Genomic DNA, 14,953 nt, shown 5'->3' with positions numbered 1-14,953 from the left:
AGGCTAAAGGATATCAATCCTTTAGCCTTTTTAATATGTTATAAATTATCGTCTTGTTCTTCTTCTTTCACTTGAACAATTCGAAGTGAACGTCTCTCAACCTCTTTTAATTTCTCAGCACGTGTTTCCAGTTTGATTCGATCTCGTCCTAAGGTAATCAAGAATGAGACCATCATAAATATGAATATGACGATTAATGGAACACTCGCAAGTATCGATGCAGTCTTAAGTACATCTAGTGCACGTTCTCCACCTACTAACATGAGTGAGAATGGTAGTAAACATAAGGCAAATGCCCAGAATAATCTGTTCGCTCTTAATGGCTCCCCAATGACTTTCTTTTGAGAAGCAGCCGCTAAAATATAAGAACCAGAATCAAATGTTGTCGCTAAGAATAAGAATGCTGAAATTAAGAATAGAACAATCGTTATAGTTGGGAATGGTAAATGATGCATTACCTCAATAATAGTAGCCTCTGTACTGTGATGATTTAAGAAATCAACCACATTAAATTGACCAGAAATTTGTAAATAAACGGCATAGTTACCGAATATACCAAAGAATAATGCACAACCTAACGTACCATATATCATCGTACCAAGAACGACTTCTTTTAAAGTTCTACCTTTTGAAATTCGAGCAATAAATAAGCCGATAAATGGTGCATAAACTAGCCACCATGACCAATAGAATATCGTCCAATCTTGTGGAAAATGAGTCTCTTTACGATGACCTATACCACCAAATGGCTCAACCCAAGTTGCCATATGGAAGAAATCTCGCATCATGTTCCCTAAACCGGTCACTGTAGTTTCCATAATAAATACAGTTGGTCCAATAATAAAGACAAAGGCTAATAAGATGAATGATAGCCATACATTGACGTCACTCAACTTTTGAATACCTTTTTTCAATCCTGTATATGAACTAATGGCGAATATAACTGTAATAGTTAACAAAATGATTGAACGCATAACCATGTTCTCACCATTTAAACCTGTAAGTCTTTCAATACCTGCTGATATTAAAGGTACACCTAAGGCAAGTGATGTTGCTGCACCACCTAATAATCCAAAGATAAATAAGATATCAACAAGTTTACCTACAAGCTTATCTGTTTGTCCTTTTAATATAGGTCTACACGCTTGGCTAATTTTATATATAGGTTGTTTTTTAACGAACACTAAATAACCAATTGGTAATGCTGGCAATACATAAATCGCCCAAGCAATCGGACCCCAGTGGAACATTCCGTATTGCGTCGCATACTGTAGTGCTTCATCAGACATACTTTTAGCGCCATTAGGTGGCACTTGATAATAGAATGCCCACTCAATGACACCCCAATATAGAATATCTGAGCCAATACCTGCACAGAATAACATGGCTGCCCAAGTAAATGTGTTAAATTCCGGTTTGTCACTCGCTCTACCTAGAGTAACATTACCGTATTTACCAAATGCTATGTATAAAACGAAACAAAAAATTGCTAATCCTAAGAATAAATAAACAGAACCAATCGAGTTTGAAATCGCACTATTGATATCTGTAATAATTGTCTCACTTGCTTTCGGGAAAACCATCATAGGTATAACAGCTAAAAGTAACACTATGACTACACCTATAAAGGTCGTCCAGTCCATAACTTTTTCTTTTCTCAATCGTGATCCCCCTAATACTAAATGATTTATGAATCTTGATGTTCTTAAGTTCCACGTTCAAATATAATTGATTCACAAAATTGACAATAACGAACATTTAATAATAATGCAAATTACATACAAAGAAATACAACCCCATTATTGAATAATTATATAATTTCTGACGATTATTCTTTCACAATTGATTGTTGTGACAACAGTGTTAAATTTAGATTTAACGAATTGAACAAACTTAACCTCATTAAATATATGAATTTTTATGCACAAAAACAGAATTTTTATTTATTTCACTTTCTTTCATTAATTTTGCTTTATTACAACAAAAAAACTATCTCCCACTTAATTCGTGAAAGATAGTTTATTTCATTACTTGTTAGTATCCTAAGAATAATTTTAATGTAAAACCAATCACAACTGAGGTGATTATGACAAAGAATCCCGGAATTATAAAACTCGTGGGCCTTGTTCTGCCTGTTTCGTCCAATTCAACTGCAAATAATAAAGTAGGTTGTGCTGGAATCACAAAGTTAACGTTAAGCGTCTGAACCATGGCGACAAAATATATGGGCGGAATGCCTAAGCTCATGACAATTGGCACCATTATTGATGCAGTCGCTGTTTGAGAAATCACAATCATCGCTACTACTGACACGAGAACGATGACTAGCCAAGGTACACTACTAATAGCTTGGCCAATATCATTCTTTAATATTTTCAAATTATTAGGTGCATTAAAAATAGTAGCGCCTAACCAACCAGGCCCCAATACTGCAAACAATGCGCCAAATGCTGATTGTGATATATGTGATGTTAGAATATCTGACGTATTAATTTTTGATAATAATAGATTAATTGCGGCACTTAAATACATAAAGAATTGTACAATATCGGTCATTTCAACATTAACAGTTTTACCATTCACATTAAATGATGGCATTAATTGAGGGAATATCCCAAATGTTAATATACCTAATACACATATTAAGAATGCTAGTACACCGAATTTTACATTTTTAGAAAATTCACTAGGTAATGTTTCTTCTGGTAGTTCGACTAACTTTTGTGATGGTATGGAATCATTTTTCCCAACAAATGTGCAAAATACACTTAATAAAAGCATACTCATCAACGCAGTTGGTAATACGATACTTAAATATTTTCCCATAGAAATATCGTAACCAGCTAACACAGATATGATATAAGCTGTCGCAGATGCAGCTGGACTACATAAAAGTGCTAAATTCGCAGTAAGTACTGATGCAGTAAGTGCTTTTTTAGGTTGTATGTTTGCTTTTTGAGCTGTCTTAGCAATAATAGGTTCTAATGATAAAGCAATATTAGCAGTACCAATGCCAAAGACAAATACAAACACGATCATTGGTGCAATAAAAATAATTGATTTTGGGAATCTCTCGATGATTTTAGATGCAATATATACAAGGTAGTCTATACCGCCAGTAGCTTGCAACGTACCACCTGCGATACCTATTGATAGAATAATTAATACAGCTGTGACAGGTGCCGAACCTGGAGGTAATTGAAAGCCAAAAATCATAATGAGTTGCGCTACAATAGCAAATATACCGCAACCCAGTGCACCGGCTGTCCTTAAACCGAGTAACACAGCTAAAATCATAATCATAATTTCTATTATAAACACTAGCAATTTAGGAACTCCTAACTCTCTTGTGATGTCAATTTTTAGTAACATTGATATTTTATCATTTAAACATGTGATAAGTATATATTTTCATATTTGATTACAAAATCAAATGTATTATTTTATCAATATAAACGAGTGTTCAATACTGATATATCTAGTATTTAAACAATGTCAAAAAATGTTAACATTTACAAATCAGATTAACATTAAAATAAATGAGCAACACTACACTTGGTAGTTATTGCTCATTTGATTCATCGTCTAATTATTGTTGTGTTTTACGTGCTTGACGTCGTTTTTTATAAATCGTTTCTTCAATAATGGAACCTACGATAAGACCAATGGCAATCACCCATTTACCTATTAATAACCACATACCGTCTCACCTTCTCTATATTGAATCTTTACTCTTATAATTACATTTCCCTATTATAACGAGTTATAACATGATTAAAAGCTGTTACTAGTAGACGGGCCACTACAAATGAATTCACTCAATTGTTGTCGTTCTAATGATGTGGTTACATCAATCACTCTTTGATTTAATGACCCTTTGTAAGGTAGATTAGGACGATATAACTGCGTTATAAACATACCATCAACTAACACATCCACAGATTCTAATAATTCAAAGCGTAATCCCTTATCTTTTGAAAGATATTCATATTGGAATCCAGTCCACACCCATATTGTTTTGGTATGTCCAAATCTTTGTCGAAATGCTTGTACGAGTTTCAATGTGACGTCTAAGTTACAAAAGGGCTCGCCTCCTAAAATACTCAAACCACTAATATAACTCTGTTCACAATATGAAATAATCTCTTGTAATATTTTCTCTGTAAATGGTTCACCATACTTAAAATGTTGCGCTGCTTTGTTATAACAATCTAGACATTGGAATGGACATCCTGAAACATACACACTACACCGCACACCCTCACCGTCTACAAAACTATGCGTTTCAATCTTGGCTATATACCCCTGTCCATGTTCTATTTCTAATATAGGATTCATTGTCAAGATTCCTTCATATGTTTCACACGCGCACACATTTCTTTATGACGGCCTTCAATAACTGGACGTTGAACTGGATTACCTAAATAACCGCATGTTCGTTTAACAACATCAACCGTTTCAGGGTTATCATTACCACATTGTGGACATTGATAGCCGTGTGGTGTTGATTTAAAATCTCCATCAAATCCACATTCATAACAATGATCTATTGGAATATTGGTACCTAAATATCCCACCTTATCATAAGCATAATCCCATACCGCTTCTAGCGCTTTAATATTATGATTCAATTTTGGATACTCGCAATAATGGATAAATCCCCCACTCGCATAATAGGGATAATCTTTTTCAAAATCTAATTTTTCAAACGGCGTAATATCTTTTCTCACATCATAATGAAATGAATTTTGGTAATAACCTTTACTTGTAATATCTTGAATATCTCCAAATCGTTCTTGATCTAACCGACAAAAACGATCGGTCAATGATTCACTAGGCGTACTGTATATACTAAACCAAATGTCATATTGTTTTGTCCATTGTTTTTGTAGACGCTGCATTTCTTTTAATATTTCAATTGTAAATGCTTTGGCTTTGTCATTATGTTCCCAATTAGGTCCATAAAATACTGTAGCAGTTTCATATAATCCGATATATCCCATGGAAATCGTAGCTCTTTTATTCTTAAATAGCGCCATTACATCTTCGCGATCATCGAGTTTATATTTAAATGCACCGCTTTTATATAAGATTGGTGCATTATTTACTGTCACTTCTTTTAATCGCTCTATTCTATATACTAAAGCATCGTGCATTAATGCCATTTTGTTATAAAAAATTTCCCAAAATGTTGTCATGTCACCTTTTGATTCAAGTGCAATTCTTGGTAAATTTAAAGTTACAACACCTAAATTACAACGTCCATTATTCTCAAATTCACCTTGCTCATTACGCCAACTTGGTAAAAATGATCGACATCCCATCGGCGCTTTAAAATCGCCTAATAATTCAACGATCTTATCGTAATTTAATATATCAGGATACATACGTTTTGTTGAACATTCTAATGCAAGTTGCTTGATATCATAATTCGGATCTTCTTTTTTCAAATTAATTCCATCTTTAATAGAAAATACTAATTTAGGAAAAATGGCTGTGACACGATCTTTTCCCAATCCTTTAATTCTCGTTTTCAATATCGCCTGTTGTATTTTACGACTTAATGTATCTGTTCCTAAGCCAAATCCCAATGTAACAAATGGTGTTTGACCATTAGAGGTATACAGTGTATTAATCTCATATTCCAAACTTTCAATGGCGTCATTAATATCTTTAGTAACTTGTTGTGCTACATATGTTTCAATCTGTTCATCTTTAACATAAACTTGTGCTATTTCACGATGATGTCGTTCATTATATTGTGCATACTCACTCAATAATTCATCTACACGATCCACTGTACATCCACCGTATTGACTACTAGAGACGTTCGCAATAATTTGTACAAGTTGTGCTGACGCTGTCTGAATCGATTTTGGGGATGTAACATTGGCATTACCTATTTCAAAGCCATTTTTTAACATACTTTTTGCATCAATTAAACAACAATTTGTTAATGGTTGAAATGGGTGATAATCTAAATCATGAAAGTGAATGTCACCATTTTGATGCGCCTTAGCAATATGTTTAGGTAATAAATAATTTAAAGCATATGATTTCGAAACAATACCTGCCGTTAAATCACGCATAGTCGAAAAGGTATTGCTATCTTTATTAGCATTCTCATTTACGATAGTTGGATCTTTCTCAATCAAACCAGTCAATGATTGTTCTAGTTGATTCATCTTACCACTCTTTTCTATATATAGTGTTTATTTAAAATTTAAAACACAATATATAGTATTACAATGTGTAATCGATGACTTAACTAAACTGTCATAAGTTTATTACTAATTCATGAACAACTATAAAAATAATCATTCAATTTTTAAAATCATTGTTTTGAAAATTGAAGTATGTCAAATAATAATAAAGCCCCATGGGTGCACAAATTTAATCATAACTCTGGCAAATATGTCATACACATTAAACATTTAATCCAAAACAAAAAAGAACTCGAAATAATATTTAATATTATTTCGAGTTCGTATTTTAATATAGATTATTATGAAATGTAGTTGTATGAACCAGCTTGGCTAGCTGAAATAGTACGTGTTGAAACGTTACCTGGTCCACCATTATAGTTCATTTCTGAAACTTTGATTGAACCATCATTATTTACATTTTCTACATATGCAACGTGACCAAATGCGCCTTGTGATGTTTGCATAATTGCACCTTGTTTAGGTGAATTGCTTACATTATAACCATCTTGTGCTGCTGCGTTTGCCCAGTTACTTGCGTTACCCCAATTAGAACCGATTTTACCGCCAACTTTGTCATATACATAATAAGTACATTGACCAGCAGTATACGCATTTGAACCAGAGCTTGATTGTCCAGAAAATGCAGTTGAATTATTTGAAGATGGCGCGTTTTGCGTAGTCACTTTGATATTTTTATCTGATGTTGAATAATCAGCACCTAATCCGCCACCTTGGTTATTTGTATTATTAGCAGTGTAAGATTGTGTATTTTGATTATTGTTTGTAGCATTATTTGAATTGTAGTTTTGAGTAGCTTGGTTACCATATGAATAACTATTGTTATTGCCCTGTTGTTGGTTAGGGCTCCAATTACCTTTCCAATCATAGTGGTAGTTACCTTGTTGATCAATTGTATATGTGTATTCATATGAATAAGGATCATTAGGATTATATCCGTTATTGTTTTCTGCTGCATCTGCATCATGTTGCATTAAACCAAATGTTGCGAAACCTGCTGTTGCGATTGTAGCTGTAGCGATTTTTTTCATTTTAAATATCCTCCTAAGAATGATAAAGCTTTTTTTATTTACTATCTCGTGGCTACCTTCAATTTTCTATAAACATATAAGTTTTTTCTTCGTTAATTAACGACAAGACACACTCTAACAAACAAACAAGCTTTTGTGGGCGATGTTAAGATTTTGTAAATGAATCATAATAATCCAACATTTTTTGTAAAATTGTTGGATTATAGTTGTAATGGCTTTCAAAAGGATAGCTACGCAACTTAATCATTTTGTTAATATCAATTATTACTATGTATGTAATTTATCTGACAATTTTCTACATCAAAAAACTAAGATTATTGCATTATCCACGCAATAATCTTAGTTCATTTCAATTTGTTTTATTTGGTTTGGTTTAAATAATTCAACATTACTTGTTGATACATATCTGTATATTCTAAATATCTTGATTTATAAATATATTCATCTGTTTTATGTGCCATAGTCATATGACCTGGGCCAATAATAGCTAAATCAAAGTCTTCATCTTTATCTACTAATAATTCTGCTGCATCAGTCGCCCCAACTAAACCAGATACTTTAAATTCATTATTATAATCTAAAAAGCTTTGTACTAACGTGTTATCTTTTTGAGAATATACTGTTTGATGATCGACAGTTACTTCTAAAGAAAGTCTGTCACTATCAACTTCTTCTATCGTATCTTTAAATAATTTTTCAATCGCTCGATTGTCATATTCTGGTACGGTTCTCACATTAAATTCAGCATACGCTTCTTCCGGTACAGTATTAAATTGTTCTCCACCTCGTATAATCGAATTCACAATAACAAGTCCTGCAGCTACGTCTTCAACTTTTTCTTCTGTCTTATCGTCAACTTGGTCGCCAAAGAATTCGTCAATAAATGGGTGCACATCAAGTGCATGTGTACCTTCGTTTTTCTTGATGTCATCATACTTTTCTTTAATTTTTTGAATAAATTCAATGAGCGTATTAATCGCATTATGTCCCAATGATGGTAATGAACTATGTGCTGGCACGCCTTTAGAAGTTACTTTTAATCCCATCGAGCCTTTTGAGGCGTAAAATACAAAGCCATCTGATGGCTCGGCAATAATTAAACCATCTAAATCATCAACATAGCCTTGTTCTTTAAGTTTCTCTGCTCCTGACATTTCTCTTTCTTCTGCTGTAGTAGCCATTAATCTAATTGAGCCTTGTTGTAGATGACCTGACGCTTTAATTTCAATCATGGCAATAACTAATGCTGCTAAACCGCCCTTCATATCAGTCGTACCTCGACCGTACAATTTATCATCTTCTTCTGTTAATTTAAATGGATCATGCTTCCATTCATTATAATCCCCAGCATCAACAACATCCATATGGCCTGAGATACCTAGTTTCGGAGACCCTTCACCAATTTCAGCAATTAAATTCGCTCGATTATCGTCAACTTCCTGAATCTTAGCATCTATATCATATTTGCCCAATAATGATTTAAGATATTTACATACTTCAAGCTCATTATCATTTTCAGTATTTATCTCAACTATATCTGACAATACTTGAATTTTATCCTTTTTAGAAAAGACACTCATGTTATCACCTTCATTTTATGTGTATAATTACTTATTTCTTATTTATTATTTCACAATCAGTAGATGTTTAAACATTAATTTAATTTTTAATTCATATTGACAACTATCTTATTTTTCCAAAAAAAATAAAGCGTGTATGAAAATAAAACAGTTCCATTACACGCTTACCTAGTATTTTTAAATATAACGATGTTCTTTTAAATAGTTTAATATTTGATTAACCGATGACTCAACACTATTTTCTTCAGTATTAATAATAATTTCTGGTTCTTCTGGTGGTTCATATGGCGCACTAATACCTGTGAATTCAGGTATTTCACCTGTACGTGCCTTCTTATATAAGCCTTTAGGATCACGTTGCTCACAAGTTTCAATACTGCATTGTGTATAAACTTCGATAAATTCTTGATCCTCAAATAATTGTCTGACATTATCCCTATCTTGTTTGTAGGGTGAAATAAATGCTGTAACTGTAATTGCTCCTGAATCTACCATTAGCTTACCGACTTCACCGATGCGTCGAATATTCTCTTGTCTATCTTCAGGAGAAAAGCCCAAATTTTTATTTAAACCGTGTCTGACATTATCTCCATCTAAACGATACGTTTGTTTACCTTCTTCAAACAATCCCTTTTCTAAAGCAACCGATACCGTAGATTTACCTGACCCTGATAAACCAGTAAACCAAATTAATACACTTTGATGACCATTACGTGCTTGCCTTTGTGATTTTGTGACTTCAGATTCGTGCCATGAAATATGTTTTGTTTCACTCATTTAACTTCACCCTTTGTCATTTTTCTTTTAATCCTTTGATGAGCACATTTGCCACTTCTGGTCTTGAAAATTTTTCTGGCAATGATTCTCCGTTGCGTAATTTCTCTCTTACTTTCGTACCACTTAAATGTAAATGATTTGAAGCATCGTGCGGGCAAGTTTTAGCTGTAGCCATATTGCCACATGCTTCACAGTAAAATGCATGTTCAAATTTTAATATTTGTATGTCTAGTTCATTTTCAAATTGAGAAATGAACTCCTGTGCTTCATAAGTGCCATAATAGTCACCAACACCTGCATGGTCTCTACCAACAATAAAGTGTGTGCAACCATAATTTTGTCTTACTAACGCATGTAAAATCGCTTCTCTTGGACCTGCGTATCTCATCGCAGCAGGATATATCACTAAACGTGCTCGATTTTCTGGGAAATAGTTATTAAGTATAGCTTGATAACTTTCCATTCTCACCTCTGCCGAAATATCATCAGATTTAGTTTCACCTACTAATGGATTTAATAGTAAACCATCTACAATTTCTAATGCTGATTTCTGAATATATTCATGGGCACGATGAACTGGGTTTCTAGTTTGAAATCCTACAACTGTCTTCCAATTCAATTCATTAAATAGCTGTCTCGTTTCTAATGGATCAAGATGATAATCTACAAATGCATCATGCTGTGGACGATTAATTAGTTTTATAGGCCCCGCTAAATAATACTCACCCTTTTCGTAAACCTTTTTCACACCTGGATGTGCATTATCTGTTGTACCATAAACATGTTGGGCTTCCTTTTGTTTATCATAAGTATATTTTTCTTCTAAATCTAACACACCATACAACGTACCATCTTCTCCATATAGTGCTACCTGTTCGCCAATTTCTAAATTATTAGCCTCTGTTTGACTGACTGGCAATGTAATTGGCACACTCCAAACATGCCCATTTTTCAGATGAACATTTTCAACGACACTTTCATAATCAGCTTGATTCATAAAACCAGTTAATGGACTGAAGCCACCAATTCCTATTAATTCTAGATCTGATAAGCTCCATTGATTTAATATAATTGAATGTAAAGACTTCGCATTTTCAATCAGTTGTTCTCTTTCTGTACCTTCTACAATACGATTGACCAATGTTCCGCCATGTGGGCGAATAGTATCATTTGTATACGTTTTATGCTCTGACATATTCAAATCTCCTTTTCCAATTAATTATATTTGTTTACTCGGCTTTTCTTGTAAGAAAAACTTAGCATTCTATTTCTAATGACCTGGATAACAAGTAGACTTAAAACAACAACGATAATGATAACTCTCACAATGTTAGATAGCACCTCGTCCTTAACAAAGTAACTAAGCAATGCATTACTATTAGTGAAAATAATTAGTCCTCCAACACATATTGCTAAAATATTAATCGGTAAGATTTTAACTAGATATGCGGAAATAGGTGCTGCAATCAGTCCGCCTGCACTAAGTGCTATAACAGCTAACCAATTGATATGCGTCATACCTAAGAAGATGATAAAACTTAACGACGCTGATAGTGTAACGAAAAACTCGCTTGCTGAGACTGTACCAATCACGTATCGTGGTTCCATCTTTTTACTAGATAAAAGTAATGGTGTATTAACTGGCCCCCATCCGCCACCGCCTATAGCATCTAAAAACCCTGCGATAGCACCTTGTGACACCATTCTGATCCGGCCAAAATGACCAGAATAATAATGTTCATCGTTCATATGCTTAAATATAAATTGATATAATATATAAACGCCCATCGACAATAAAAATAAAGCAATCAATGGTTTAATCGCATTAGCATTAATGCTTGTTAGTACTGCTGCACCTAAAAATGCACTGATAGCACCTGGAATAGCTAATTTCAACATCGTTGGATAATGGACATTTTCAAACTTCCAATGTGAGGTCCCTGATGCTGCGGTAGTTGCTATTTCTGAAAAATGCACTGTAGCTGAAACAATAGCGGGTGCCACTCCAAAAGTTAATAGAATGGATGATGATGATGCACCAAATCCCATTCCAAGTGATCCATCTACTAATTGTGCTAAAAAGCCTGCTAGCGCAAAAATAAATAATTTCCGCATATTTTATCTTGCCCCCTATCTGGATGAATCCAGCGTTTTCAACCAACTTATAAAAGATTGCTGTGCGTTCGTATGTTTATATTTTTCAGTTAAAATATCTTGAAGTAAGCGTTGCTTTTCAGATGATGTGAGTGCCTTTCCTTTAATAAGTTGTCTAGACTCATATAAAAATTCAATGTAGTCTTCATAAGATTCATCATAAGTTTGTGATAAATCTTGTATGATTTGTTTAGCTAGTTTAGGACTTGCTCCATCTGTTGATACACTTATTGTGAGTTTGCCTCTTCTAAGTTGATTAGGAAATGTGATATTACCTTCTTTTGCATTACCTACATGATTAAATAATGTATGCGACCCTAGGTGATGTTTGATCTCATCATTCACTTGATCATCATTTGTAGCAGCAATGACTAAGTCTGCATTTGCCACATCTGAGGCTTCAAATTCTTTTTGTTGCCATGTTACCTGTTGTTGTTGGATAAGCTCATTTAAATATTCAGTTATATGAGGGCTCACTACATGAATGTGCTTAGCATACTCAAGTAGCAATGCGACGCGTCGTGTTGCTATTCGACCACCCCCGATAACCACAACATTCATTTGTGATAAATTAATCATGATTGGCATTTGCATGTGCCTCGTCACCTTTCCTATCCAAAATAATTATTTTAATATTCTAACAATTAAGTGTAACTTACTTAGCCAAGTTGACATTTTCTTTAAATGCTTGTTCTTCAAACCAACTGATTTTTTCTCTCATATTCACAACGTCTCCAACTATTATCATCGCCGGATTAGTAATTTCCTTTGCCTTTTTTGTGATATCTTGCAATGTACCCGTTACTGTATGTTGTGATGTAGCTGTACCCATATGTACAAGTGCCACTGGTGTTTGAGGAGTCTTACCAAATTTCACTAGTAATTCACAAATCTCCGGTAATCGTTTGACACCCATATAAATACATAAGGTTTCAGGGCCTTGCGCTAAATGTTGCCAATACACTTCCTTATCCATACCAGGTTTATTTACAGCAGTGATAAACGCTACAGATGAACTATAATCTCGATGTGTTACTGGGATACCAGCATATGCTGGTGCTGCAATGCCTGAAGTAATTCCCGGAACAATTTCAAATGGAATATGATGTGTCGCTAATTGCTCCGCTTCTTCTCCGCCACGACCAAAAACAAATGGATCGCCGCCTTTTAAACGTGTGACTGTATGTCCTTTTTTAGCCAACTGTATCATCATACGATTTGTTTCTTCTTGAGGTAACGAATGTCTATATGGGTCCTTGCCACAATAGAAAAACTTGGTGTTTGGCTTAGCATAGTCTAATATGTCTTTATTAATTAACCTGTCATACAAAATGACATCTGCTTCCTCAATTGCTCTTAGCCCTTTGATCGTTAACAATTCTGGATCTCCAGGTCCTGCACCTACTAAATAAACTTTGCCCATAGATACTCAACCCCTAACGCCTTTTTATCTTTTAACTATGGAAATCTCTGCCATCATGCACTTTTGCTACCACCCCAGTGCGTATCACAAAATCACCAAAATGTTCATCCGGTAATTTTTCTTTTCCGTACTGTATGAGTAGTGGTCTTAACGTTTGTAAAATTTCGTTTTCATCAATATTTTCTTTATATAATTTATTGAGTCTTTCTCCTTTAAATCCACCACCTAAATACATATTGTATTTTCCTGGCGCTTTACCGATAAATGCGATTTCTGCTAAAGCTGGGCGAGCACACCCATTGGGACATCCTGTCATTCGAATCGTAATGTCTTCTTCTTGAACCCCCGCTTCATCAAGTAAATTTTCAATTTTTGAAATGAGTGAAGGTAAATAACGTTCTGATTCTGCCATAGCAAGGCCACATGTTGGAAATGCTACACAAGCCATTGAATTACGTCTTAATCCAGTATAATAAGTACCATCTGTGAGTTGATATTTATCTATAATTTGTTGTATATCGTTTTTCTTTTCTGGAGAAATATTAGCAATGACCAAATTTTGATTAGGTGACAATCTGAAATCTCCAGTATGTGTCTCTGCAATTTCACGAAGTGCTGTTTTAAGTTGATAATCTTCTGTATCTTTTACACGTCCATTTTGAATAAACAGTGTATAGTTCCAATTATTCTCACCCTCTATCCATCCAAGACGATCGCCATTGTGGTCAAATTCATAATCTTTTGCAGATTCGATCTCCCAACCTAAGCGTCGATTTAACTCTTCAGTCACCCAAGCTTCACCTAAACGATCAACAGTATATTTGAAGCGTGCATTTTTGCGATTTTCTCTATTACCATAATCTCGTTGAATTGTTAATAATTTTTCACACACATCAACCGCTTTGTCTTTAGGAATGAAACCAATTAATCGACCTAATTGCGGGTATGTCTCTTTATTACCGTGTGTCATACCCATCCCACCACCGATAGTGATATTAAAGCCAATTAATTCACCTTGCTCAATGATAGCAATAAGACCAATGTCTTGAGAATAAACGTCAATATCATTAGACGGTGGTACGGCAATACCAATTTTAAACTTACGAGGTAAATAGGTACTTCCGTAAATGGGCTCTGATTCTTCACTTGAATCTAATACCTTCTCACCGTCTAACCATATTTCGTGATATGCCCCTGTACTAGGAAGTAAATGATTACTAATCGCTGTAGCATAATCATTTACTTCGGCATGTACTTTAGATTGATATGGATTGGGGTTACACATTGTATTTCGGTTAACGTCACCACAGGCCGCAATCGAATCAAGTACAGATTGATTAATATCTTTCATAGATTGTTTTAAATTTCGTTTTAAAATACCATGAAATTGGAATGCTTGACGCGTTGTCAATTTGATGGTGTGGTTAGCATATTGATTCGAAATATCATCCATGGCAATCCATTGTTCCGGTGTAGCTTTGCCACCTGGTACACGTACACGAATCATAAAACTATAAGCAGGTTCTAATTTCTGTTTACGTCGTTCATCTCTTAAATCTCTATCATCTTGCATATAACTACCATGAAACTTTAATAACTTCGCATCATCTTGAGAAATCGCACCAGTAATAGGATTAGCCAATCCTTGTTCAATGGTACCTCTCAAATACTGGCTATCTGCCTTCAAATATTCCATTTGATCTAAATGATCATCTAATTCATCTGACAGTTTTTGATTTGATTTAACCATGTTTGACACCCTTT

12 protein-coding genes are annotated in these 14,953 nt (G+C 34.3%); all 12 read right to left on the bottom strand.

The genetic code is table 11. The features are described from left to right. Positions 1-38: 38 nt before the first annotated feature. The 12 genes from LPC11_RS01385 to LPC11_RS01330 all read right to left on the bottom strand — a co-directional run bounded on the left by LPC11_RS01385 (position 39) and on the right by LPC11_RS01330 (position 14,939). A complete protein-coding gene (locus LPC11_RS01385; protein ID WP_041613756.1) occupies positions 39-1,661 on the bottom strand; it encodes a BCCT family transporter in 1,623 nt (540 codons plus the stop codon). A 373-nt stretch (positions 1,662-2,034) separates the two neighbouring features. Beyond that, a complete protein-coding gene (locus LPC11_RS01380; RefSeq protein WP_041613758.1) occupies positions 2,035-3,327 on the bottom strand; it encodes an anaerobic C4-dicarboxylate transporter family protein in 1,293 nt (430 codons plus the stop codon). A gap of 447 nt (positions 3,328-3,774) precedes the next feature. Beyond that, complete coding sequence (gene nrdG, locus LPC11_RS01375; protein ID WP_023374207.1) at positions 3,775-4,338, bottom strand: anaerobic ribonucleoside-triphosphate reductase activating protein; 564 nt, start codon at positions 4,336-4,338, stop codon at positions 3,775-3,777. 2 nt (positions 4,339-4,340) lie between these two features. Continuing rightward, positions 4,341-6,185 (bottom strand): anaerobic ribonucleoside-triphosphate reductase, encoded by a 1,845-nt coding sequence (gene nrdD, locus LPC11_RS01370; RefSeq protein ID WP_231307313.1) that lies wholly within the window; start codon positions 6,183-6,185, stop codon positions 4,341-4,343. Between the two features lie 320 nt (positions 6,186-6,505). Next, a complete protein-coding gene (locus LPC11_RS01365; protein WP_023374209.1) occupies positions 6,506-7,255 on the bottom strand; it encodes a CHAP domain-containing protein in 750 nt (249 codons plus the stop codon). 359 nt (positions 7,256-7,614) lie between these two features. Then, a complete protein-coding gene (locus tag LPC11_RS01360; RefSeq protein WP_023374210.1) occupies positions 7,615-8,835 on the bottom strand; it encodes an ArgE/DapE family deacylase in 1,221 nt (406 codons plus the stop codon). A 177-nt stretch (positions 8,836-9,012) separates the two neighbouring features. Next, a complete protein-coding gene (cysC, locus tag LPC11_RS01355; protein WP_023374211.1) occupies positions 9,013-9,612 on the bottom strand; it encodes an adenylyl-sulfate kinase in 600 nt (199 codons plus the stop codon). A 16-nt stretch (positions 9,613-9,628) separates the two neighbouring features. Continuing rightward, the gene (sat, locus tag LPC11_RS01350) at positions 9,629-10,807 is read right to left on the bottom strand and encodes a sulfate adenylyltransferase (RefSeq protein WP_023374212.1); all 1,179 of its coding nucleotides are present in this window, start codon (positions 10,805-10,807) and stop codon (positions 9,629-9,631) included. A gap of 20 nt (positions 10,808-10,827) precedes the next feature. Beyond that, complete coding sequence (locus LPC11_RS01345) at positions 10,828-11,727, bottom strand: sulfite exporter TauE/SafE family protein (protein ID WP_023374213.1); 900 nt, start codon at positions 11,725-11,727, stop codon at positions 10,828-10,830. Between the two features lie 15 nt (positions 11,728-11,742). Further along, positions 11,743-12,360, bottom strand: a complete 618-nt coding sequence (locus tag LPC11_RS01340; RefSeq protein ID WP_023374214.1) for an NAD(P)-binding protein — start codon at positions 12,358-12,360, stop codon at positions 11,743-11,745. Between the two features lie 61 nt (positions 12,361-12,421). Then, positions 12,422-13,189 (bottom strand): uroporphyrinogen-III C-methyltransferase, encoded by a 768-nt coding sequence (gene cobA, locus LPC11_RS01335; RefSeq protein WP_023374215.1) that lies wholly within the window; start codon positions 13,187-13,189, stop codon positions 12,422-12,424. Positions 13,190-13,220: 31 nt separating this feature from the next. Next, on the bottom strand, positions 13,221-14,939 hold the full coding sequence (locus LPC11_RS01330; RefSeq protein WP_023374216.1) for an NADPH-dependent assimilatory sulfite reductase hemoprotein subunit: 1,719 nt from the start codon (positions 14,937-14,939) through the stop codon (positions 13,221-13,223). Positions 14,940-14,953 lie beyond the last annotated feature (14 nt).

It is taken from the genome of Staphylococcus sp. HL28, from assembly GCF_021117155.1.
GTDB lineage: Bacteria > Bacillota > Bacilli > Staphylococcales > Staphylococcaceae > Staphylococcus > Staphylococcus warneri.
The sequence above is the reverse complement of the archived record's forward strand: the minus strand, read 5'-3'. Positions and strand labels throughout refer to the sequence as shown.